At 75.0% G+C, this 21125-nt stretch carries 20 protein-coding genes and 1 pseudogene; 5 read left to right on the top strand and 16 right to left on the bottom strand.

What is annotated here, in order from left to right; all coding sequences use genetic code 11:
- The first annotated feature begins 7 nt into the window (after nt 1-7).
- Nucleotides 8-1504: an NCS2 family permease gene (locus tag ACIPYS_RS39865; RefSeq protein WP_093859558.1), complete on the top strand. Its 1497-nt coding sequence runs from the start codon at nt 8-10 to the stop codon at nt 1502-1504.
- Between the two features lie 202 nt (nt 1505-1706).
- Nucleotides 1707-2915 (top strand): XdhC family protein, encoded by a 1209-nt coding sequence (locus tag ACIPYS_RS39860; RefSeq protein WP_400755501.1) that lies wholly within the window; start codon nt 1707-1709, stop codon nt 2913-2915.
- Nucleotides 2916-2940: 25 nt separating this feature from the next.
- On the opposite strand, the gene ACIPYS_RS39855 is transcribed toward ACIPYS_RS39860, so the two are convergent.
- The gene (locus tag ACIPYS_RS39855; protein WP_400755500.1) at nt 2941-3237 is read right to left on the bottom strand and encodes a hypothetical protein; all 297 of its coding nucleotides are present in this window, start codon (nt 3235-3237) and stop codon (nt 2941-2943) included.
- A gap of 218 nt (nt 3238-3455) precedes the next feature.
- On the opposite strand from ACIPYS_RS39855, the gene ACIPYS_RS39850 reads away from it, so the two are divergent.
- On the top strand, nt 3456-3749 hold the full coding sequence (locus tag ACIPYS_RS39850) for a hypothetical protein (RefSeq protein ID WP_093859561.1): 294 nt from the start codon (nt 3456-3458) through the stop codon (nt 3747-3749).
- 175 nt (nt 3750-3924) lie between these two features.
- Here the strand turns inward: ACIPYS_RS39850 and ACIPYS_RS39845 are convergent, their stop codons facing one another.
- From ACIPYS_RS39845 to ACIPYS_RS39835, 3 genes are all read right to left on the bottom strand, one after another.
- Nucleotides 3925-4878, bottom strand: coding sequence for a hypothetical protein (locus ACIPYS_RS39845; RefSeq protein WP_400755497.1), 954 nt, complete (start codon nt 4876-4878; stop codon nt 3925-3927).
- A 228-nt stretch (nt 4879-5106) separates the two neighbouring features.
- The gene (locus ACIPYS_RS39840; RefSeq protein ID WP_400755496.1) at nt 5107-5748 is read right to left on the bottom strand and encodes a LysE family translocator; all 642 of its coding nucleotides are present in this window, start codon (nt 5746-5748) and stop codon (nt 5107-5109) included.
- An 84-nt stretch (nt 5749-5832) separates the two neighbouring features.
- Nucleotides 5833-6045 carry a cold-shock protein gene (locus tag ACIPYS_RS39835; RefSeq protein ID WP_093859564.1) on the bottom strand — a complete coding sequence of 71 codons (213 nt, stop codon included), beginning with the start codon at nt 6043-6045 and terminating at the stop codon, nt 5833-5835.
- A gap of 115 nt (nt 6046-6160) precedes the next feature.
- Here ACIPYS_RS39835 and ACIPYS_RS39830 point away from each other — a divergent pair, with 115 nt between their 5' ends.
- Nucleotides 6161-7150: a helix-turn-helix transcriptional regulator gene (locus ACIPYS_RS39830; RefSeq protein ID WP_400755493.1), complete on the top strand. Its 990-nt coding sequence runs from the start codon at nt 6161-6163 to the stop codon at nt 7148-7150.
- On the opposite strand, the gene ACIPYS_RS39825 is transcribed toward ACIPYS_RS39830, so the two are convergent.
- Nucleotides 7141-8058, bottom strand: coding sequence for an SDR family oxidoreductase (locus ACIPYS_RS39825; protein ID WP_400755491.1), 918 nt, complete (start codon nt 8056-8058; stop codon nt 7141-7143). The two genes, ACIPYS_RS39830 and ACIPYS_RS39825, sit on opposite strands and share 10 nt — an antisense overlap.
- A 134-nt stretch (nt 8059-8192) precedes the next feature.
- Between ACIPYS_RS39825 and ACIPYS_RS39820 the strand changes: the two genes are divergently transcribed.
- Nucleotides 8193-8435 (top strand): ribbon-helix-helix protein, CopG family, encoded by a 243-nt coding sequence (locus ACIPYS_RS39820; RefSeq protein WP_400755489.1) that lies wholly within the window; start codon nt 8193-8195, stop codon nt 8433-8435.
- Here ACIPYS_RS39820 and ACIPYS_RS39815 read toward each other — a convergent pair.
- The 11 genes and pseudogenes from ACIPYS_RS39815 to ACIPYS_RS39765 form a co-directional block, all read right to left on the bottom strand.
- The gene (locus ACIPYS_RS39815) at nt 8393-8809 is read right to left on the bottom strand and encodes a PIN domain nuclease (RefSeq protein ID WP_400755487.1); all 417 of its coding nucleotides are present in this window, start codon (nt 8807-8809) and stop codon (nt 8393-8395) included. The two genes, ACIPYS_RS39820 and ACIPYS_RS39815, sit on opposite strands and share 43 nt — an antisense overlap.
- Nucleotides 8802-8987 (bottom strand): type II toxin-antitoxin system VapB family antitoxin, encoded by a 186-nt coding sequence (locus ACIPYS_RS39810; protein WP_360020924.1) that lies wholly within the window; start codon nt 8985-8987, stop codon nt 8802-8804. Before ACIPYS_RS39810 ends, ACIPYS_RS39815 begins: the two co-directional genes overlap by 8 nt.
- Before the next feature lie 88 nt (nt 8988-9075).
- Nucleotides 9076-10830 (bottom strand): SDR family oxidoreductase, encoded by a 1755-nt coding sequence (locus ACIPYS_RS39805; protein WP_400755485.1) that lies wholly within the window; start codon nt 10828-10830, stop codon nt 9076-9078.
- Nucleotides 10827-11702 (bottom strand): M24 family metallopeptidase, encoded by an 876-nt coding sequence (locus ACIPYS_RS39800; RefSeq protein ID WP_400755484.1) that lies wholly within the window; start codon nt 11700-11702, stop codon nt 10827-10829. The genes ACIPYS_RS39805 and ACIPYS_RS39800 overlap by 4 nt, the downstream gene beginning before the upstream one ends.
- A gap of 32 nt (nt 11703-11734) precedes the next feature.
- Complete coding sequence (locus ACIPYS_RS39795; RefSeq protein ID WP_400755482.1) at nt 11735-12832, bottom strand: PDR/VanB family oxidoreductase; 1098 nt, start codon at nt 12830-12832, stop codon at nt 11735-11737.
- 167 nt (nt 12833-12999) lie between these two features.
- The gene (locus tag ACIPYS_RS39790) at nt 13000-13914 is read right to left on the bottom strand and encodes a metal-dependent hydrolase (protein WP_400755480.1); all 915 of its coding nucleotides are present in this window, start codon (nt 13912-13914) and stop codon (nt 13000-13002) included.
- Between the two features lie 191 nt (nt 13915-14105).
- Nucleotides 14106-14885, bottom strand: coding sequence for an IclR family transcriptional regulator (locus ACIPYS_RS39785; RefSeq protein WP_266273481.1), 780 nt, complete (start codon nt 14883-14885; stop codon nt 14106-14108).
- A 313-nt stretch (nt 14886-15198) separates the two neighbouring features.
- Nucleotides 15199-16659, bottom strand: coding sequence for a catalase (locus ACIPYS_RS39780; RefSeq protein WP_093859574.1), 1461 nt, complete (start codon nt 16657-16659; stop codon nt 15199-15201).
- A gap of 348 nt (nt 16660-17007) precedes the next feature.
- Nucleotides 17008-18108 (bottom strand): annotated as a pseudogene (alc, locus tag ACIPYS_RS39775) (allantoicase); the annotation flags it as partial.
- Nucleotides 18105-19481 (bottom strand): allantoinase AllB, encoded by a 1377-nt coding sequence (gene allB / locus ACIPYS_RS39770; protein ID WP_173862020.1) that lies wholly within the window; start codon nt 19479-19481, stop codon nt 18105-18107. The gene allB and the pseudogene alc, both read right to left, overlap by 4 nt.
- 145 nt (nt 19482-19626) lie before the next feature.
- A complete protein-coding gene (locus ACIPYS_RS39765) occupies nt 19627-20769 on the bottom strand; it encodes a glycerate kinase (RefSeq protein WP_400755477.1) in 1143 nt (380 codons plus the stop codon).
- Between the last annotated feature and the right edge of the window lie 356 nt (nt 20770-21125).

The following is a 21125-nucleotide window of genomic DNA, read 5'->3' as shown; positions in this document are numbered from 1 at the left end:
AGTGGACATGACCAGGATCCCCACGGAGCCCGGCACCACTGCAGACAGACCCACCGAGGCCGTCGAGGCCACCGGGAACGACACCCCCACGTCGCCCCCGGCCGCGCCCAGGAACGCGCTGGACGCCTACTTCAAGATCTCCGCCCGGGGCTCGACCCTCGCCAACGAACTCCGGGGTGGTCTCACCACCTTCATGGCGATGGCGTACATCATCCTGCTGAACCCGCTGATCCTCAGCGGCGCCGACGTCACCGGCGTCAAGCTGGACCACGCGGCGCTCACCACCGCCACCGCGCTCGCGGCGGCCGTCACCACGATCCTGATGGGCGTGGTCGGCAACGTGCCGCTCGCCCTCGCCGCCGGCCTCTCCGTCTCGGGCGCCGTCTCGGCCCTGGTGGTGCCGCACACCACCTGGCCGCAGGCGATGGGCCTGTGCGTCATCTACGGCCTGCTGATCGTGCTGCTGGTGGTGTCCGGCCTGCGCGAGAAGATCATGAACGGCATACCCCTGCCGCTCAAGCACGCCATCACCATCGGCATCGGCCTGTTCGTCACCGTGATCGGCCTCTTCAAGGCCGGCGTCATGCACACCGGCGGACCCACCCCGCTCTCGCTCGGCCCGGCCGGTGAACTCGCCGGCTGGCCGGTCCTGATCTTCTGCCTCACCCTGCTCGCCATCTTCGTGCTGATGGCCCGCAACGTCCGCGGCGCGATCCTCATCGGCATCGCCGGCGGCACCGTGGTCGCGATGATCGTCAACAAGCTGGCCGACGTACCCGCCGACGCCTGGCGCAACTCCGCACCGGTCTGGCCCGGCTCGCCGGTCGCCGCGCCCGACTTCAGCCTGTTCGGCGACGTCGACCTGTTCGGCGCCTTCGGCGGCCAGGGCCTGGGCGCGATCAGCGCCTCGGTGGCGGTCTTCACCCTCGTCCTGGCCGGCTTCTTCGACGCGATGGCCACCATCATCGGCGTCGGCACCGAGGCCGGACTCGCCGACAAGCGCGGCCGGATGCCCGGACTCTCCAAGGCCCTGTTCATCGACGGCGCCGGCGGCGCGGTCGGCGGCCTGGCCGGCGCCTCCGGGCAGACCGTGTTCGTCGAGTCCGCGACCGGCGTCGGCGACGGCGCCCGCACCGGACTCGCCTCCACCGTCACCGGCGCACTGTTCGCCCTGATGCTCTTCTTCTCGCCGCTGGCCGCCATCGTGCCGGTCGAGGTGGCCTCGGCGGCGCTGGTCGTCATCGGATCGATGATGATGAGTCAGGCCCGGCACATCGACTGGTCCGACCGCGAGGTGGCCATCCCGGCCTTCCTCACCTGCACGCTGATGCCCTTCACCTACAGCATCACCGCCGGTGTCGCGGCCGGCGTGATCTCCTACACGGTGATCAAGGCCGGCCGGGGGCGGTGGCGCGAGCCCGGGGCGCTGATGTGGATCCTCACCGGCGTGTTCGTCGTCTACTTCGCGCTCGGCCCGGTCAAGTCCTGGCTCGGCGTGCACTGACCGGACCGCGCCGGGCCCGCTCCCGGAGTACCCGCCGCCGTACGGGATCGTTCTCCCGTACGGCGGCGGGACCGCCCGTCCCGCCCGTCCCGCCCGGCCTGCCCGTCCCGTACGGCCCCTCCGAGCCTGCTCGGCCCGCCCGTCCCGTCCGGCCCCTCCGCACCCGATTGACTACCCTCGAAAGCGCAAAGGAGCTTCCGTCATGCAGGACATCGCCGAGCAGCTGCTGGCCTGGCACACGTCCGGCCGCTCCTTCGCCGTGGCCACCGTCGTCGGGGTCACCGGCAGCGCTCCGCGCGACCCGGGCGCCGCGCTCGCCGTCGACGCGGACGGCGAGGCGATCGGCAGCGTCTCCGGCGGCTGCGTCGAGGGGGCCGTCTACGAGCTGTGCCGGGCCGCGATCGAGTCCGGCGAACCCGTGCTCGAACGCTTCGGCTACAGCGACGAGGACGCCTTCGCCGTCGGCCTGACCTGCGGCGGGGTGCTGGACGTCTTCGTCCAGCCGGTGCGTCCCGGGGCCGACCCGGCCCTCGACGCCGGTATCGCGCTGATCGCCGACGGCACCCCGGTGGCACTGGCCCGGGTGGTCGCCGGACCGGCCGGACTGCTCGGCGCCACCGTCGCCGTCACCGCCGACACCCACCACGGCCTGCTCTCCCCCGCACCCTCCGTGGCCGCCCCGCTGGAGCGCTCCGTCGTCGCCGAGGCCCGGGCCATGCTCGACGCCGGCCGCACCGGCCGGCTCGTCCTCGGCCTGGACGGACGCCCCTGCGACGAGCACGGGCAGGGCACCGTCACCCTCTTCGTGGAGTCGTACGTGCCCGCGCCGCGGATGCTGGTGTTCGGCGCGATCGACTTCGCCGCCGCGGTGGTGCGGATCGGCAAGTTCCTCGGCTACGACGTCACCGTCTGCGACGCCCGGCCCGTCTTCGCCACCGAACGGCGCTTCCCCGAGGCCGACCGGGTGGTCGTCGACTGGCCGCACCGCTACCTGGACACCCAGCTGGACCGGCTGGACGGCCGGACCGTGCTCTGCGTGCTCACCCACGACGCCAAGTTCGACCTCCCGCTGCTGGAGCGAGCGCTGCGGCTGCCGGTCGGCTACGTCGGCGCGATGGGCTCGCGCCGCACCCACCGCGAGCGCGAGGCCGGACTGCGCGCGGCCGGACTGACCGATGCCGAGATCGGGCGGCTGCGCTCGCCCATCGGCCTCGACCTCGGCGCCCGCACCCCCGAGGAGACGGCCGTCTCCGTCGCCGCCGAGATCGTCGCCCACCGGCGCGGCGGCAGCTGCCTGCCGCTGAGCGCCGGTACCGGGCCGATCCACCACGACCTGGCGCAGGACCGGGCGGCGGCCGAGGGCAACGGGAAGACGGCGGACCGCCGGGACCGCGCGCCGCACGCCGCCTGAAACCGTTCCGGAGCACGCGGGGCGGTCAGCGCACCACGTTGTGGGCCTCGCAGATCAGCGGCGGGCCGCCCTCGATCCCCACCTCGCGGAGGATCGGCAGCAGCACCGCCGCGAAGTGCTCGAAGGCCTCCCGGGACTCCCAGACATCGGTCACGTACCAGCCCGCGCCGTCCGGCAGCGGGCCGGCCGCGTGCGTCAGCAGCCCGCGCACCGGCCAGTCCTCGGGCCGGTTCAGCCCGGAACCGCCGGTCAGCCGGTCCACCGACTCCTCGTACTGCTCCCGGCTGACCCCGGGAAGCTCGAACACCACGATGACCGCCATCGGGAGACTCCTGTCCTGCGCTGCCCGCGTGTCCTGCGCTGCCTCGCTCCGGGGCGGCGTCCGCTCACCGCCCGGCCGCCTCCCAGTGCAGCCCCCGAACCGCCCGGACGGCCACCCGGTACCGCCGACCGGGTGAATTGCGAGCCCCCCGGGAGCGGAGCACGCTGGAACCGAGGACTCGTCCGGGCCCTCGTCCGCGCCCGGGAAGGGGCACCGCCATGCGCGCGCTGCTGGAGATCGAACTCGACACCCAGACGGCCAACCGGGCCGTCGCGGACGGCGCCATCATGGCGAGGTTCAACCAGATCATGGCCGACCTGAAGCCCGAGGCGGCCTACGCCTTCCCGCGCAACGGGCGGCGCTGCCAGATCGTGGTCGTCGACGTCGCCGACGAGGCCGCCGTGGTCGCGATCTGCGAGCCGTTCTGGCTGGAGTTCAACGCCCACATCGACATGCACATCTGCATGACCCCGGACGACCTCCGCGAGGGCCTCGGCCGCGTGGGCCGCTGAGCGCACTCCCGGTGCGGCCGCGCCGGCCGGGCCGTCGTGCGCTCGCCGACCGCCCACGACCGCCGGAGGGACGGGCGCGGGAAGGTACTTCGCACAAGGCCTTTTCCGCAGTGCGATCCGCGGGCACGCTCCGCAACCGGGTGGCCGACCGGTCGGCCGCAGCCCGGGCCGGTGCTCACTCCTTCGCGGGTCCGGCGGCCCGCAGGCGCAGGTGCCAGCTGTCGGTCTCGGCGGCGACCCCGACCACGACGAGGCCGGGGCGCGGGACGGCGAGGACGTCCGCCGGTCGGCCGGTGGCGGCGCCGGTGGTGATCGTGCGGTCCGGGTAGCCGGACCAGGCCGACGGCACCGGGCAGTCGCAGGGCCCGGCGGCCCAGCAGCCGCAGGCGAAGGAGACCGACCAGTCGTCGGAGGCGACCTCCGCGACCAGTTCGGCCGGCGCACGGTCCCGGACGGCGAAGACGGTGCTGCCCCGGCCCGAGCAGGTCGGCGGCAGGCTCTCGACCTCCGACGGGGGCAGCAGCCGCACGGTCCACTCCCGGGGGCCGCCACGGCCGTTGACCCGCAGGTGGGTCACGTCGGCGGTGATCAGGCCCAGGGAGCGGTGGGAGACGGCCCAGCCGCCGGTGAGCCGGTCGTGGGTCCGCGTGCGCTCGGCGGTGCTGGTGAGCGGCGAGATGGAGAGGAAGGCCCGTTCGGAGAGCCGCACCGTGAGCTCGGCGACGGCGGCGGCACCGGGCACGGGCAGGGCGACCCTGAACCGCTCCTCGGTCTCCTCGGCGCCGTCCTGCGCGCCGGAGAAGGGCCCGGCACTGGGCTTCCCCCCGGGAACCGGCACGGCGTCCCGCGGCGCGGTGCTCCGCGCGGGCCGCGGGTGTTTCGGCCGTGAGGGCTCCGGCCGTGGCGTGGCGGCCGACGGGCCACCGGCCCGGAGCGCCGCGGCCGTTGAGGCGGCGTCGGCGGCGGCGTCAGCGGCGGCGTCGGCGTCGGCGTCGGCGTCGGCGTCGGCGGCCGAGCGTGCGGCGGCGCGGGCGGACACCTCGGCCGCCGTGGCCGCCCGCCGGGCGGGCGCGCGCAGCACGAGTGCGGTGAGCAGACAGCCCACCAGGAAGGCAATGACGACCAGCACGATCCCCCCGAGAAGTGCGACCGCCAGAGACTACCGGGAGCGGCTCACCGACCGTTCGGGCGTGCTCGAGCTGCGTCCCCGCCCCGGTGTTCCCCGGGCCCGGCCCCCTTCAGGGCCCGGGGCCGGCGGCGGATCGGCCCCGGGCGCCGGCCGCGACCGCTCCGGCCCGGACCTGCCGGAGCGGACGTTCCCGTGTCCCGGTCGCACGATCGGCCGGACGGAACCCGGCTAGTCGGAGACCGCGAGCCTCACACCGAAGCCGACCACGGCCAGGCCCGTCACCCGGTCCATCGCCCGGCGCGCGGCCGGGCGGCGCAGCCAGCCGCGCAGGGCCCGGGCGAAGCCCACCAGGACCGTCGACCAGAGCAGGCCCTCGACCACGTGCACGCAGGTCAGCGCCACACCGGCGGCGAAGTGCGGGGCGCCCGCCGGGATGAACTGCGGCAGCACCGCCACGTAGAAGACGCCCACCTTGGGGTTGAGCAGATTGGTCAGCAGGCCGCGCCGCCAGCCCGCGGCGAGACCACCGGCCGGGGTGTCCGCGGGGGTGTCCGCCGGGGTGTCGTCCGCGGGCTCCGGGCGGGCGCGGGAGCGGAGCATCCCCACGCCCATCCACACCAGGTACGCGGCGCCGGCCCAGCGCAGGATCTCGTAGCCCAGCTGCGAGGCGGTGAGCAGTGCCGTCACACCGGCCGAGGTGAGCGCTCCCCACAGCAGGGTGCCGGTCTGGATGCCGAGCACCACGCCCCAGGCCTGCCGCCGGTGGCCGAGCGCCGAGGTGCGCAGGATCAAGGCGGTGTCCAGGCCCGGGGTGAGCGTCAGCAGGCCCACCACGAGGGCGAAGGACCACAGGGCGGTCGTCATCTCCATGGCCCACGATCGTACGGGGGGCGGGCGGCCCGGCCGCGAGGAGATCTGCGACCGCCCGCGGCACCGGGCGGTCAGCGGGCACGGTCAGGACGGACGGCGCACCCGCTCCGCCACCCGGCGGCCCTCCTGCTCGGTCGGGTCGAACTCCACCCGCTGCCCCTCGACCAGCGTCCGGTCGCCGCCGTCCGCCGCCACGATCGAGTCGTAGTACACGTACAGCGCCGGGCCGTCGTCGTCGGGGGTGATCAGGCCGTACCCATGGTCGGCCTGGTAGGACTGCACGATACCGGTGGCCATCGGGGTCTCCTCGGGTCCGTTGTCGGCACGCGGCCGCGACCTCCCCCTCGCCATCCATGATCGGTGCAGAACCCGCCGGGCGCACGCCCCGGCCCGGACGGAAGGACGGCGACGGATGCGGACGGCCCGCGCGATCTCCCTGCTCCTGCTGCTGCAGGCCCGCCGCAGCATGACCGGCGCGGAACTCGCCGCCGAGCTGGAGGTCTCCGAGCGCACCGTGCAGCGCGACGTGCTGGCGCTGGCCGAGGCCGGGGTCCCGGTGTACGCCGACCGGGGGCGGGCCGGCGGCTACCGGCTGCTCGACGGCTACCGCACCCGGCTGACCGGGCTGGACCGGGCCGAGGCCGAGGTCCTGCTGCTGGCCGGACTGCCCGGGCCGCTCCAGGACATGGGCCTCGCCGATCCGGCGCTCGCCGCCCGGCTGAAGGTGGCCGGGGAGCTGGGCGGGGCGCCGTCGGCCGGGGCGCGGCGGTTCCACCTGGACGCGCCCGGCTGGTTCCGCGACGCGCCCGCGCCGCCGCTGCTGGCCGAGGTCTCGCGCGCCGTGTGGGGCGGGCTGCTGCTGCGGGTGGACTACCGGCGGCGGCCGGACGCCGGCCCGGTCGAGCGGCTGCTGCGGCCCGCCGGGCTGGTGCTGAAGGCGGGCACCTGGTACCTGGTCGCCCGGCCGGAGGAGGACGGTGCCGAGCACCGGGTGTACCGGGTGGACCGGCTGGTCGCCGCCGAACCCTCGGGGCGGGCGTCCGCCCCCGGCCCGGCCGACGAGGCGTTCGACCTGGCCGCGTTCTGGGAGGCCCGGGCCGAGGACTTCGCCCGCTCGCTGCTGCGGGAGACGGTGACCGTACGGCTCAGCGCGCTCGGCCTGGAGCGGCTGCCGCATCTGCTCGAACCGGTCGCCGCCCGGGAGGCGCTGGCGAGCGCCGGACCGCCGGACGGCGAGGGCCGGGTGACCGTCCGGCTGCCGGTGGAGTCGCTGGAGGTCGGCTACGAGGAGATCCTGCGGCTCGGCCCCGAGGCCGAGGTGCTGGAACCGCCGGGCCTGCGGGAGCGGCTGGCCGGGGCGGCGGCCCGCACCGCCGCCCTCTACGGCACCCCTCAGCGGTAGCCGGCCGGGTCCACCGGGCCGTCCGCGCCCTCGATGTCCACCAGGTAGCGCCAGGCGTCCGGCCGACTCCCGTCCAGGTCGGTGAAGCCGTACTCCAGGGCCAGGCCGCCGCTGGACAGCGAGGTGCCGTTGCGCCGCGCACGGTCGGGATCGGCGGCCAGCGCGACCACCGCGCGGCCCACGTACGCCGGGGACTCCGAGATGCCGAACTGCGGTTCCGCCACCGTCGCCTCCCGCCACGTCGCCTCGGTGACGCCGAAGTGCTCCAGCATCATCTCCGAGCGCATCCAGCCCGGGGTGAGCGCCACCGCCGTCGCCCCGCGCGGGCCCAGCTCGTGCCCGAGCGCGAAGGCCATCCGCAGCACGGACGCCTTGGCGATGTCGTAGAAGAAGGAGTTCCGGTACCGGGTCGCGTTGTACTCGGCGGTGCCGTCGGTCATCTCGACCACCAGCCCGCCGGGGCGGCGCAGCAGCAACGGCAGCAGGTGGTGGCTGGTGACGGCGTGCGTCTCGACGGCGAGGCGCAGCAGCCGCAGCCCCTTGTCGAGGTCGTGCTCCCAGACCGGGACGTTCCAGCCGAACAGCTCCTCGCCGCCCCAGATGTCGTTCACCAGGATGTCCAGGCCGCCCTGTTCGGCCTCGATCCGGGCGGCCACGGCCGCGACGTCGGCCGGGACCAGGTGGTCGGCGCGCACCGCGACGCCCTGTCCGCCGGCGGCCGTGACCAGCTCGGCCGTCTCCTCCAGGGTCTCCGCCCGCCCGTACTCCCCCCGGTGGCCCTCGGCGCTGCGCCCCGTCCCGTAGACCGTCGCCCCGGCGGCGCCCAGCGCCACCGCGATCCCCCGCCCGGCGCCCCGGGTGGCTCCGGCCACCAGTGCGACCTTGCCCTTCAGCGGCTGCTCGGTCATGCCTCGCCCTTCCTCACGTGCCACGGTGTCTCCACCCGTCACCGGTGATGCTTCCCGGGAATCCCGACACCTCCTGTCGGGATTCCGGACGGAAACCACGGACGGACGTACGGCGGCGGCGGCACAATGAGCGCATGGCTCTCGAGCGCGTGTCCGTCCATGTCGAGGCCGGGGATCTGGCAGTGATCAAGGAGGCGGCGGCCCGGGAGGGGATCCCGGCCGCGGAGATCATCAGGGAGGGTGTGCATCTCGCCGCGATGTCCCGGCGGGTCCGGGACGAGCCGTTCTTCAGCTCCACCCACCGGCCGGTCGACAGGAAGGACCCGCCTCCGCCTCAGTCGGCCGATCCGGCCGGGACGACCCAGCGGGTCGGCTGACCCGTCACGGCCGCGATCATGTCGTAGTCGCCGTCGTAGTGCAGGACGGTCGCACCGTGACGCTCGGCCGTTGCGGCAATGACCAAGTCCGCCACCGAGAGGGCCCGCCAGTTGCCGACGGCAGTCAGCAATGCCTGAACTTCCACCGCCCGGTCCCAGACCTCGTCCGGCGTGGTCAGCCAGTCGAACCCGCGCAGCCCTTCCCGAATCCGGTCGGCATCGCTCTTCGACCTGGCGCTGTGCATGATTTCGAGTTCGACGGCACCGCAGAGCGCGAGCCGCCCCGCGGTGAACAAGCGGTCGACCACCGAGCGGACCACAGGCTTCGGGTAGCGGGCGAAGGCCGACTTGTCGATCAGGAAGCGCTCACTCATCCCTGTCCACCGGCCCGGTCAGACCTGGCAGTCCGCCGTCGGCCAGCCAGTCGAGGAACTCCCTGCCCTTGCGTCGCTTGACGGCGTCCGCAAGGGCGGCGTTGACAGTGGCGACCTTGCTCGTCGTTCCGAAGATCTCGGCCGCCTCGGCCAGCAGTGCGTCATTGACGTCTATCACGGTTCGAGTCACGGCGGACCTCCCGGATCGGCACGGGCCTGCGATATCAAATCCGAGCCTATCCGATATCAAAGGCCCGTGAGCCGGTTCAGGTGACGTTCAGCCGTGCCGCCAGGCGGAGGAGGCCGGGGGCGAGGCGGCTGAGGAAGCGGGCGGCCTTGGCCTCGGGGGTGACGGGGACGATCGGGCGGCCGGTGCGGACGGCGGCGAGGATCGCGGTGGCGACCTTCTCCGGCGGGAAGCCGCGGCGGGCGTAGAGGCGGGCGGCGCGGGCCTGCTTGGCGGCCTGTTCGTCGGCGGTGGTGGCGGAGAAGGTGGAGGTCCGGGTGATGTTGGTGTTGACCAGGCCCGGGCAGACGGTGGAGACGCCGATGCCGTGGCCGGCGAGTTCGGCGCGCAGGCAGTCCGAGAGCATGAAGACCGCGGCCTTGCTGGTGGCGTAGGCGGTGAGGGCCTTGGAGGGCAGGTACGCGGCGGCGGAGGAGAGGTTGACGATGTGTCCGCCCTCGCCCCGGTCGGTCATCAGGGTGCCGAAGGCGCGGCAGCCGTGGATGACGCCCCAGAGGTTGACGTCCAGGACCCGCTGCCACTCCTTCTCGGTGGTCTCCAGGAAGGTGCCGGAGTGGCCGATGCCGGCGTTGTTGACGAGCACGTCGGGCACGCCGTGCTCGGCGGCGACCTGTTCGGCGAAGGCGTCGACGGCGGCGCCGTCGCTGACGTCGACCCGGTAGGCGTGGGCCTGCGGGCCGATCAGGGCGGCGAGTTCGGCGGTGCGGCGGGCCGCGTCGAGGTCGAGGTCGCAGACCACCACCCGGGCGCCCTCGGCGGCGAAGGCGAGCGCGGTGGCCCGGCCGATGCCGCTGCCGCCCCCGGTGACGACGACGAGCCGGCCGTCGTCGGGGGTGCCGGCCGGAGCGGCCTGCGCCCCGGCCGCGGTGCGGGCGACGTGCTCACGGACCAGTCCGGCCACGGTGGTTCCCTTCTCCAGCAGTGCGGACCAGTGGGTGGCGCGCAGGGTCCGGCGGGTCAGCCTGGGCACCCAGCGCTCCAGGCCCTCGGAGAGGTAGGTGCCGACGTAGTGGTCCTCGGTGAGGGTGATCAGCTGGACCGGCACCTCGGTGGGACGCTCGCGCGGGTGGCGCAGCGCGGGCCGCATGTTGGCGCGGTAGAGCTCGATGCCGCGCACCGCGTCGCGCCGCAGGCTGGGCTGCGGGTGGTCGGCGCGCGGGGTGACGCCCTCCAGGTCGCGCAGGACCCGGGGCCAGGCGCGGGCCAGGCCGAGCCGCCAGACGCCGGGGGCGAGGAAGGGCAGGTGGAAGGCGGTGATGTACCAGGAGTGGGCGCCCTGGGCGAGCAGTTGCCGCAGGTGGCGCGGGGTGGGGCGGCGCAGGCGCTCGCGCAGCCAGAAGCCCATGTGGTCGAGGCAGGGGCCGGACATCGTGGTGTAGGAGGCGAGGCGGCGCTCGGCGCCGGGGGCGGTGACGGCCTCCCAGGACTGCAGCGAGCCCCAGTCGTGGGCGACCACGTGCACCGGGCGGTCCGGGCTGACGGCGTCGGCGACGGCGAACAGGTCGGCGGCGAGCTGCTCCAGGCGGTAGCCGGTGCGGTCGGCGGGGACGCCGGAGGCGCCGGCGCCGCGCACGTCGTAGCGGACCACGTGGTGGTCACGGGCGAGGTCGGCGGCGACGTCGTCCCAGACCGCGTGGGTGTCGGGGTAGCCGTGGACCAGCAGCACGGTGGGTGTGTCCGGGTCGCCCTGTTCGAAGACCGCGAGCGGGAGGCCGCCGGAGCGGACGGTGCGGGGGCGGACGGCGCTGGTGGCGCTGGTGGCACTGGTGCTCATCGGGCGACTCCCTCGGGGGCGGTGGTGGTGGCGATGGCGGTGTCGGCACCGGCCCAGCGGCGGACGTGCGGGAGGTCGTCGTCGAGCCAGTAGGCGTCGTCCTCGGTCACCACCAGCAGTTCCTCGAACTTGATGCCGACCTCCCGGAAGCCGATGTGCGGCTCGACCGCCCACAGGCCGGGCGTGGGCGCGTGCCGGGAGGAGCGGCCGTCCGCCCAGAGCGGGGAACGGCCGTGCAGGCGCTCGCTGATGAGCTCGCGGCCGAGCGTCTGGAGGGTCCGCACGCCGAAGCCGAACACGTTCACCCCGGCCGGGCCGCGGGCCGTCGTCCGGGTGACCTGGTGCCCGATCACCCGGCCGGGGTAGACCCGGTGGCGGTTGTCGTAGCCGTGCGCCTCGATCTGGGCGTCGACGGCCGCGTACACCTCGGCGAGCGGCTTGCGGGCGCGGACCTCGGCGAGGATCAGCTCGCGGTAGACCCGCAGGTCGGCGGCGAGGCGGTCCCAGACGCGGTTCTCGCCGACCTTGCCGCCGTAGCCGATGTCGGCGGTGTAGCCGTCCACGACGGGGGCGCAGTCCAGCACGTACGGCATGCCCTCCTCGAGGCGGCGGTTGCCGGCGAAGAACTGCAGCGGGGTGTGGAACCGGCGGAACGCCGTCCGGTCCCCGAACCAGGCGAACGGGATGTGGAAGAAGTCCTGCACGCCGGCGGCGACCAGCCGGCGGCGCAGCTGGGCGGTCGCCTGGCGCTCGGTGACGCCGGGTTCGATCCAGGCGGCGACCTGCTCGGCGCAGTCGTAGGCGAGCTGCTGGGTCTCCCGGAAGCGGTCGAGGTCGCGCTCGGTGAACGGGAAGGCGGGAGTGCTCGGCACGGCGGGGGCTCCTTCTGGTCCTTGAGCGGGCTCTAGAGGTCGAGTACGAGGGTCTCGCCCGCGGCGGCGCGGGAGACGCAGGGCAGCAGGGCGCCGTCGGCGCGCCGTTCGGGGGTGAGGCGGCGGTCGCGGTGGTCGGGGGCACCGGCCAGCAGCCGGACCTCGCAGGTGCCGCAGAAGCCCTGCTTGCAGGAGTACGGGAGGTCGGGGCGGGCGTCGCGGAGCACGTCCAGGGCGGAGCGGGCGGCGGGGACGGGCAGTTCGGGGCCGTCGGCGCCGAGCCGCACCGTGAACGGCTCGCCGTCGGTGACCGGGGCCGCGCCGAACCGCTCGAAGTGCAGGGAGGCGGCGGGCGAGGTGTCCAGGGCCCGCTGGACGGCGGTGAGCATCGGGGCCGGGCCGCAGCAGTAGACGGCGGCCCCGCGCGGGGCGTGCGCGAGGAGTTCGGCGCCGGTGGGCGGGCCGCCGTGCTCGTCGTCGGTGCGCCGGTGGACCCGGGCCGGGTCGAGCTCGCGCAGCTCGGCGGCGAACGGGAGGGTGTCGGCGCTGCGGCCGGTGTGGACGAGGTGCCAGTCCAGACCGTTGCGCCGGGCCTCGCGGACCATCGGGAGCAGGGGGGTGATGCCGATGCCTCCGGCCAGGAACAGGACGGCCGGTTCGGCGCAGAAGGCGAAGCCGTTGCGCGGGCGGCGGGCGGCGAGCCGGGTGCCGGGGTGGAGGGTGTCGTGGATCTCCGTCGAGCCGCCGCCGCCGTCGGGCAGGCGGCGGACGGCGATGCGGTAGCCGGACCGTTCGGCCGGGTCGGCCGGGTCGCCGCAGAGCGAGTAGTGGCGCTCGCGGCCGGACGGGAGGGTGAGGCGCAGGTGGGCGCCGGGCTGCCAGCCGGGCAGCGGGCCGCCGGAGGGGTCGGCGAGGGTGAGTTCGACGACGTCGGCGGCGACCGGGCGGCGGGCGGTGACGACCAGTTGCAGGGCCTCGGTGGGGCGGCTGTGGGGGCGGCGCGGGTTGCGCCGCAGCAGCGGGCTGCCGAGGGCGGGGCTGTAGCGGTCGCCGAAGGCGGTGAGGAAGCGGAAGAAGGTGTCGGCGCGCGGGCGGCCGTAGAGATCGGGGGGCGGGGTGCTCAGGTCCATCCGGCGGGGTCCTCGGTTCCGGTGGCGGGCGCCCGCGGGGGGGGGGCCGGGGGGCGGGGGGGGGGGGGGGCCCCGGGGGGGGGGGCCCCGGGGGGGGGGGGGGGGGGGCAGAGTGTGAATATGGGGGTTGATAGCCGGGCGGCGGAGGGCCGGGCGGCGCCCCGGGGTCACCGCCCGGCGGCGGCGCGGGCGGCCGGGGAGGTCGCGAGGTAGCCGAGGGCCTGGCTGGAGGAGCCCTCCTGGGTGGGGTGGTAGCCGGGCCGCAGGTAGCGCAGGCCGGAGCGGATCGACCGGACCGGGTCGGGCAGCAGGCCGCGCCTGGCGATCCGGCCGGTCTCGCGCCAGGTGGGCCTGAGCCGCCCGTCGAGGGTCGGGTCGGCCGCCAGCAGGAACCGGGCGCCGCGCACCCAGAGGTGGACCAGCAGCGGGCCGGAGACGAGCATGCCGCGGATCCGGCGGGCGTAGCCGGGGTCGAGGTGGACCATCAGGTCGAAGGCGACGCTGCGGTGCTCGACCTCCTCGGCGCCGTGCCAGCGCAGCAGGTCGAGCATCGTCGGGTCGGCCTGGGCGCGGTCCAGGCCCGGGGAGTTGAGCGCCCAGTTCCCGAGGAAGGCGGTGAAGTGCTCGATCGCGGCGACGAAGGCGACCCGTTCGATGAGGTTCTCGCGCTGCCGGGCCGGGCTCAGGCCGGGCTTGTCGCCGAGGACGCGCTGGAACAGCCAGGAGACCTGCCGGACGTACGGCCGCGGGTCGAGGCCCTGGCCGAGCAGGTGGTCCAGGACCTCCTGGTGCGCCTCGGCGTGGATGGCCTCCTGGCCGATGAATCCGAGGACCTCCTCGCGGAGCTGCTCGTCGCGGATCAGCGGGAGGGCGTCCTTGAACACCTTCACGAACCAGCGCTCGCCCTCGGGGAGCAGCAGGTGCAGCACGTTGATGACGTGGGTGGCCATCGGCTCGTCGGGGATCCAGTGCAGCGGCAGCGCGGCCCAGTCGAAGCGGACGTCGCGGGGTTCCAGGACGAGGCTCTGGTGCACTCGGGCGGCGGGCGCGGCGAGGGCGGGGACGGGGGTGGTGCTGGGCATGGGAGGGCCCTCCTGACCTGCGGGTGGCGGCTCGACCCGGCAAAACGTACTCGCGGGTAGCCCGCGCCACAAGGGTTTCGGCACGGCTTATCGACATCGAGTCTAATAAGTGATGTGCACCGGGCGGACCACCGGGAAACACGGAAACGCGAAGACCCCGCCGGAGCGGGGTCCCGTGGGCGTACGGCGGGTCAGACCGCCATCGCCAGCATCAGCGGCGCGGCGCGGGCGGCCAGCAGTTCGGCGGCCGCCTTCAGCCGGTGCGCGTCGCCGACCGGCATCGAGGTGGCCAGGCAGCCGACCGTGCTGCCGGCGGTCACCGGGACGGCCGCGCAGACCGTGCCGACGGCGTACTCCTGGATGTCCAGCACCGGTACGGTGGCGGGCTGCCGCTCCAGCCGGTGCATCAACTGGTCGGCGTCGGTGACCGTCCTGGAGGTCAGCCGGGCGACCGGGTGGCGGGACAGGTGGTCCCGCCGGCCGTCGTGGTCGAGCTGGCCGAGCAGGCACTTGCCGATCGCGCTGGCGTGCGCGGTGGCCCGGAAGTCCACCCACTCCTGCACCGCCGGCGCCAGGTCGGAGGCCGAGACCGCCACCACCGACAACTCCCCGTCGTGATAACGGGAGAAGTACACCGCCGCGCCCAGTTCCTCGCGCAGCTCGTCGAGTTTGCGGTCCATCCGGGCGCGCACCAGCTGCTCGCGGTTGTGCTGGCCCAGCAGGGCGAAGGTGCCGCCGATCACCCAGCCGCCGTCCTGGCAGTCGAGATAGCCCTCCACCTCCAGGATCTCGGCGAGCCGGCGGACCGTCGGGAGGCCCAGCGAGGTCTCGCGGGCGAGGGTCACCAGGGTGGCGCCACCGGGGTGCCGGTCGACCGCCTCCAGCAGTCTGAGGGCGTGTCGCAGCGAGGTGAACGGACCGGGCGCTCCCTGCTCCGGTACGGCGTGACGGCCCGGGGCTGGTGTCGACATGTCGTCCCCTTCCGATCTCCACCCGCCAGGTGACCCGCGGGTAGGGTCCACCCTATCCACCGCCCGCCGCCACCATCTCCCCCTCGTGGAATATTCGGGCGGACACGGTGAATCGCTTGACTGGCATATGCCCCGCCCTGCGCCCGTTCACGCCCGCGCGGCCCCGGAGCCCGCTGGAACCGGGGGAAGCGGGGCGGCCCCGGCGCGGACCGGCGGGCACGCGCGACCGGGCCGTTCCCCCGACTGCCATCGGGGGAACGGCCCGGCCCGGAGGGACGGCCGGCGTGCGGGGCCGGCCGCCCGGGAAGAGGGGTCAGGACTCGTCGACGGCCCGCAGCTTCGCCACCGCGGCCTCCAGCCGGGTGCCGTACTCCTCGTCGGCCGCGTGGAAGTGGGCGAGGTTCTTCTCCACGATGTCGTCGCGGGTGACCTGGGCCAGCGCGCCGGCCAGGTTGGCGATCAGGCGGCCCTTCTCGCCCTGCGACATCAGCCGGTAGAGCTCCCCGGCCTGGAAGAAGTCGTCGTCCTTGGTGTGGGCCGGGGTGGTGTAGGTGCCCGTCCAGCCGGTCAGCTCGGTCGGCGCGGCGAGCGCCGCGTCGGTCTGCGCCGGGCCGTCGTAGGAGTTGGGCTCGTAGTTCCTGCCCCGCCCGGCCGGGTTGAGCGCGCCGAGGCCGTCGCGGCCGTAGTTGGCGGCCTCGGTGGCGCGGGGCGCGTTGACCGGCAGCTGGGTGTGATTGACACCGAGGCGGTAGCGCTGGGCGTCGGCGTAGGCGAACAGCCGGCCCTGGAGCATCTTGTCCGGGGACGGGCCGATGCCGGGCACGAAGTTGTTCGGGGAGAACGCGGACTGCTCGACCTCGGCGAAGACGTTCTCCGGGTTGCGGTTGAGCACCAGGCGGCCGACCTTGACCAGCGGGTAGTCGGCGTGCGGCCACACCTTGGTGAGGTCGAACGGGTTGAAGCGGTAGTCCGCCGCCTCGGCGACCGGCATCAGCTGCACGTAGAGCGTCCAGGTCGGGAACACCCCGCGCTCGATGGCCTGGTGGAGGTCGCGCTGGTGGCTGTCTGCGTCGCCGCCGACCGCCTCGGCGGCCTGCCCGGCGTCCAGCGAGCGGATGCCCTGGTTGGTCTTGAAGTGGTACTTCACCCAGAACGCCTCGCCCTGGGCGTTGACCCACTGGTAGGTGTGCGAGCCGTAGCCGTTCATGTGCCGGTAGGAGGCGGGGATGCCCCGGTCGCCGAACAGCCAGGTGATCTGGTGCGTCGAGGCCGGCGAGTGCGCCCAGAAGTCCCAGACGTTGTCGGCCTCCTGGACACCGGTGAACGGGTCGCGCTTCTGCGAGTGGATGAAGTCCGGGAACTTCAGCGGGTCCTTGATGAAGAAGACCGGGGTGTTGTTGCCGACGAGGTCGTAGTTCCCCTCCTCGGTGTAGAACTTGACCGCGAAGCCGCGCGGGTCGCGGACGGCGTCGTTGGAGCCCAGGTTGCCCGCGACGGTGGAGAAGCGCAGGAACAGCTCGGTGCGCTTGCCGACCTCGCCGAGGAACGCGGCACGGGTGTACTGCGACACCTCGTCGGTGACCTCGAAGTAGCCGTACGCGGCGGAGCCCCGGGCGTGCACGACGCGCTCCGGGATGCGCTCGCGGTTGAACCGGGCGAGCTTCTCCAGCAGCTGCTGGTCCTGGATCAGCAGCGGGCCGTACGCGCCGGCCGAGGCCGAGTTCTGGTTGTCGGCGACCGGGGCGCCGGACTCCGTGGTCAGGATCTTGGGCATGACGGGTCCTTCGGTGTCGATAAGGGTCTTGCGCGGAGAGGGATGTGACGCGGCATCAGGACCGGCGCGGCGCCGCCGGAGCCGGTGCCCGGCGCCGGCCGGCCAGGCTGCTCGGCTGCCCGGATGCCCGGATGCTCAGATGCCGAGCAGTCGCCAGGCGGCCGAGCGGCGACGGGAGGAGTGCTCGCCGTCGGGCCCGTCGGACGGGCTGAGCCCGGCGACGGCGGCCCGGGCCGCGACCGGCCCGCCGAGCGGACGGGCGGCGGTGAGTTCGGCGGCCTCGGCGGCGGTCAGACCGGCGTCGGTGAGCGCGGCCGCGGCCTCCGCGGCCGGGACGGCGTCGAACCAGCGCAGGGCGAGGGCGGCGCGGCCCGCCTCGGTGAGGCGGCCGGTGACCCGCAGGCGGGCGAGGCCGCCGTCCGGGTGGACGTCGATCCGCACATGGGTCACCGGGCGGCCCGGGGCGAGCCGCAGCCGGTGCCGGGTATCGGGCTGGAGGCGGGTGCGCGGCAGCAGGGGGAACCAGCCGTCCGCGTCGGACGCCGGGTCCCCGCCGGCGGAGGCGTCGTAACCGGCCAGGTCGGCCCAGCCGGGGGCATTGGCGACGAAGTGGGTGGTGTCCACCTCGACCGCCAGGGCCTCACCGCCCCCGGCCAGGGCGATCCGCACCCAGTCGTTGGCCTTGTCGCGCCGACGCCGGGTCTCCCAGCCCTCGCCCATGACGGAGGCGCGGCCGGGAGCGTTCAGGTTGTGCGGGGAGGAGTAGAAGCGGTCGGACGCGGCCTCGGCGACACCGCCGTGCTCCTGGGCCGCCAGGTCGAAGGTGAGGCCGTCCAGTTCGCGCGGGTCGGGCAGCACCTCGCCGTGCACGCGGAGCCGGGCCACCCCGCCGTCGGGGAAGATGTTGAGCCGGACGTGGGTGAACCGGGCCGCCGAGTCGACCGGGAACGCGTGGGCGGTGTCGCCCCGCAGCGGGGTGCGCGGCAGGACCTCCACCCACTCGGCCGCGGCGACCTCGGCCGGCGAGGGGTGACCGGGTATCGAGGCGGCCTCGACCGAGGCGCTCTCCGGGTAGTTGCCGGTGAAGTGCGCGGTGTCGACGACCAGTCCGCGGATCACCCCGGCGGCGCCGAGCCGGACCACCGCCCAGTCGTGGTCCTCGTCGGTGGGGTGCGGCTGCCCGGCGCTCGCGCCGCGGCGGCGGCGGGACTCCCAGCCGTCCATGATCTGGCCCTTGTGGCCGAAGGTGTGCGGACGGAACTCGGCGGGCGCGGCGACCAGCAGGTTCTCGGCGTCCGCGAAGGTGTCCTCGTTGGTGGCGACGACACCGGCGCCGAGGGCGCGGGAGGCGAGGTTCACCAGCTCGGTGAACGGCGCGCGGGCGGGGGCGTCGGCCCCGCCAGGAGTACCGGCGGTGGCGGGAGCGCTCTGGGCGGGGACCGTGGTCACTGGATCTCCTCGGACGGGGTGCTGGGGCGGGTGAGCTGGACGCCGAACGGTTCGCCGCCCGGGTCGACGACCCGGCCGCGCAGCCAGGTCGTGCGCACGGCGCCGGCGAGCGTGCGGCCCGCGTACGGGGTGACGGGGTTGCGGTGGTGCAACTCGGCGGCGTGGACCGCGAAGTCGGCGTCGGGGTCGAAGGCCACCAGGTCGGCGTCGTGGCCGACCGCGATGGCGCCCTTGCGCCCGTCGAGGCCGACCAGCCGGGCCGGGCCGGCCGACATCCAGCCGACCACCTCGGCCAGGGTGCGGCCGCGCCGCCGGGCCTCGGTCCAGACCGCCGGCAGGCCGAGCTGGAGGGAGGCTATGCCGCCCCAGGCGGCCGCGAAGTCGCCGCTGCCGCCGTGCTCGGGCAGCAGCTTGAGGTCCGGGGTGGAGGGCGAGTGGTCGGACACGACGGCGATGAACTCCCCTGCCGCCAGGGCCTCCCAGAGCGCGTCGCGGTTGGCCTCGTCGCGGATCGGCGGGCAGCACTTGAAAGCGGTCCCGCCGTCCGGTATCCGCTCGGCGGCGAGGGTCAGGTAGTGCGGGCAGGTCTCGGCCGTGACCTGGACACCGTCCGCCCTGGCCCGGCGCAGCAGCGGCAGGACGGCCGCCGAGGACACGTGCAGGACGTGCACCCGGGCGCCGGTGCGGCGGGCCGCGTCCAGCAGTCGGGCGACGGCGGCGGTCTCCGCGCCGTCGGGGCGGGAGGCGAGGAAGTCCCGGTAGTGGACGCCGGGCTGCTGGGGCGCGGCGGCCAGGACGGCCGGGTCCTCGGCGTGGATGATGGCGAGCGCCCCGATCCGGGCCTGCTCGGCCAGCGCCGCTTCCAGTCCGGCCGCTTCGAGGTGCGGGAACTCGTCGACGCCGCTGGGCGCCAGGAAGGACTTGAAGCCGAACACGCCCGCCCGGTGCAGGGGTTCGAGGTCGGCGAGGTTGTCGGGGACGGCGCCGCCCCAGAAGCCGAGGTCGACCCAGGCCTGGCCCTCGGCGGTGCTGCGCTTGGCCTCGAGCCCGGCGGGGGTGGTGGTGGGGGGCACCGAGTTGAGCGGCATGTCGACGATCGTGGTGACACCGCCGGCGGCGGCGGCCCGGGTGGCGGTGGCGAAGCCCTCCCACTCGGTGCGGCCGGGTTCGTTGACGTGCACGTGGGTGTCGACCAGGCCGGGGAGCAGAGCGGTGTCGCCGAGGTCGGTCACCCGGTGGCCGTCGGCCGGGAGGGTGCCGTGGGGGGCGATCCGCTCGATCTTCCCGTCCCGGACCAGCACGTCCGCGGGGCGCTCGCCGTCCGGCAGGACCACCCGGCGGGAGCGGATCACCTCGGTCTCGCTGATGGGCATGGGGAACCTCCGAAGCCTGATGAGGGGATGGCTGGTACGAGTGGGTGCGCCGAAGGATGGCCCGGAGCCTAGGCCCGCCTTCAACAAAACGTCAATGGAGGAAACTACGAGCGGACGGCGGTACGGGCCCGCGACCGGCGCCGGCTCAGCGGCGCAGGAAGTCGGCGGCGAGCCGCTCGCCCGCGACCTCGGCCAGCTCTCCGGCCCTGGTCATGCCCTCGCCCGGGGTCTCGCCCAACTCGCTGAGCGCGTAGGCCGCGACGAAGCCGGCGGACCGCCACTCCCGTTCCGACAGCTCCACCCGCCCCGCGACGGCGGCCACCCGAACCCCCGCCCGGGCAGCCGCCGCGGCGACGCCGGCGGGGGCCTTGCCGTGGAGCGTCTGCGCGTCCAGGCAGCCCTCGCCGGTGACGACGAGGCGTGCCCCACGCACCGCCCCGTCGAAACCCAGCAGGTCGAGCAGCAGCTCGATGCCGGGTCGCATGGTGGCGCCGAGCACGGCCAGCGCGGCGAAGCCGACCCCGCCCGCGGCCCCGGCGCCGGGGGCCTCCCGGACGTCGCGGCCGACGGTGGCGGCGACCAGGTCGGCGAACCGGGTCAGACCTTCCTCCAGGACCAGCAGGTCATCGGCGTCCGCGCCCTTCTGCGGGCCGTAGACGGCGGCGGCTCCGCGCGGGCCGAGCAGCGGGTTGTCCACGTCGCAGGCGACGACCACCTCGACGCCCTCCATGGTGCGGGCCGAGGTGCCGAGGTCGATCCGGGCCAGCCGGCGCAGCGAGGCGCCGCCGGGCGGGAGCTCGGCGCCGTCGGCGTCGAGCAGCGAGACCCCGAGCGCCTGGAGCATGCCCGCCCCGCCGTCGGTGCCGGCGCTGCCGCCGAGGCCGAGCACGATCCGCCGGGCCCCCTGGGCGACCGCCCTCGCGATCAGCTGGCCGACGCCGTAGGAGCCGGCCGCGAGCGGGGCGGTCCGCCCGCCGGGGAGCCGGGCCAGCCCGGAGGCCTGCGCCAGCTCGACCACGGCGGTGGTGCCCCGCACGGCGAGCGCGGCGTCCACCGGCAGACCGGTGGGGCCGGCCACCTTGGCGGCGACCCGGGTGAAACCGGCCGCGAGGGCTGCGGCCAGGGTGCCTTCGCCCCCGTCCGCGACGGGCAGTTCGCGCACCTCGGTGCCGGGCGCGGCGCGGCGGATGCCGGCGGCGATCCGGGCGGCGGCCTGGGCACCTTCGAGGGTGCCCTTGAACTTGTCGGGAGCTACGACCACATGGCCCTGGTGGGGGGTGGCGGGCATGGCGTGGGCCTCACTTCCGGGCTGGTCTGGCAGATGGTTCGTCAAGCATGGGCCCGGGCGGCCCGGGAGCGGCTCCCTCCCCGCCGTTCCCCTCGCCCGCTTCCGACGTACGAGGGGCTCCCCTCGGTGAGGGAGGGAGCCGGTGCGACGCGCCGGGTGCACGACCGAAGTGCCCCGTGAGGGTGGGCGCGTCGCAGCCTGGTCGATCGACGGGCGGGCGGATGAGCCCCGGCCCGCCCGCCGATCGGGTCTGGAGTCGGCCGGCGGCCGACCGCCGCCGGCGGGCGCCGGCCGCCCGGCGGGCGGCCCGGGGGGGGGGGGGCGGCCGCCCGCGTAAACCCCCCCCCGGGGGGGTA

Source organism: Kitasatospora sp. NPDC089913 (assembly GCF_044748625.1).
In the GTDB taxonomy this organism is placed as follows: domain Bacteria; phylum Actinomycetota; class Actinomycetes; order Streptomycetales; family Streptomycetaceae; genus Kitasatospora.
This window is presented reverse-complemented; position numbering and strand designations above follow the sequence as displayed.

Bases quoted from the DNA above. Each gene is read 5' to 3' on its own strand.
- ACIPYS_RS39860 (WP_400755501.1), top strand. From the start codon at position 1,707: ATGCAGGACATCGCCGAGCAGCTGCTGGCCTGGCACACGTCCGGCCGC.
- ACIPYS_RS39795 (WP_400755482.1), bottom strand. From the start codon at position 12,832: ATGGACCTGAGCACCCCGCCCCCCGATCTCTACGGCCGCCCGCGCGCC.
- ACIPYS_RS39855 (WP_400755500.1), bottom strand. From the start codon at position 3,237: ATGGCGGTCATCGTGGTGTTCGAGCTTCCCGGGGTCAGCCGGGAGCAG.
- ACIPYS_RS39785 (WP_266273481.1), bottom strand. From the start codon at position 14,885: ATGTCGACACCAGCCCCGGGCCGTCACGCCGTACCGGAGCAGGGAGCG.
- ACIPYS_RS39790 (WP_400755480.1), bottom strand. From the start codon at position 13,914: ATGCCCAGCACCACCCCCGTCCCCGCCCTCGCCGCGCCCGCCGCCCGA.
- ACIPYS_RS39830 (WP_400755493.1), top strand. From the start codon at position 6,161: ATGCGGACGGCCCGCGCGATCTCCCTGCTCCTGCTGCTGCAGGCCCGC.
- ACIPYS_RS39865 (WP_093859558.1), top strand. From the start codon at position 8: ATGACCAGGATCCCCACGGAGCCCGGCACCACTGCAGACAGACCCACC.
- ACIPYS_RS39820 (WP_400755489.1), top strand. From the start codon at position 8,193: ATGGCTCTCGAGCGCGTGTCCGTCCATGTCGAGGCCGGGGATCTGGCA.
- ACIPYS_RS39840 (WP_400755496.1), bottom strand. From the start codon at position 5,748: ATGGAGATGACGACCGCCCTGTGGTCCTTCGCCCTCGTGGTGGGCCTG.
- ACIPYS_RS39780 (WP_093859574.1), bottom strand. From the start codon at position 16,659: ATGCCCAAGATCCTGACCACGGAGTCCGGCGCCCCGGTCGCCGACAAC.
- ACIPYS_RS39765 (WP_400755477.1), bottom strand. From the start codon at position 20,769: ATGCCCGCCACCCCCCACCAGGGCCATGTGGTCGTAGCTCCCGACAAG.
- ACIPYS_RS39825 (WP_400755491.1), bottom strand. From the start codon at position 8,058: ATGACCGAGCAGCCGCTGAAGGGCAAGGTCGCACTGGTGGCCGGAGCC.
- allB (WP_173862020.1), bottom strand. From the start codon at position 19,481: ATGCCCATCAGCGAGACCGAGGTGATCCGCTCCCGCCGGGTGGTCCTG.
- ACIPYS_RS39805 (WP_400755485.1), bottom strand. From the start codon at position 10,830: ATGAGCACCAGTGCCACCAGCGCCACCAGCGCCGTCCGCCCCCGCACC.
- ACIPYS_RS39815 (WP_400755487.1), bottom strand. From the start codon at position 8,809: ATGAGTGAGCGCTTCCTGATCGACAAGTCGGCCTTCGCCCGCTACCCG.
- ACIPYS_RS39850 (WP_093859561.1), top strand. From the start codon at position 3,456: ATGCGCGCGCTGCTGGAGATCGAACTCGACACCCAGACGGCCAACCGG.
- ACIPYS_RS39835 (WP_093859564.1), bottom strand. From the start codon at position 6,045: ATGGCCACCGGTATCGTGCAGTCCTACCAGGCCGACCATGGGTACGGC.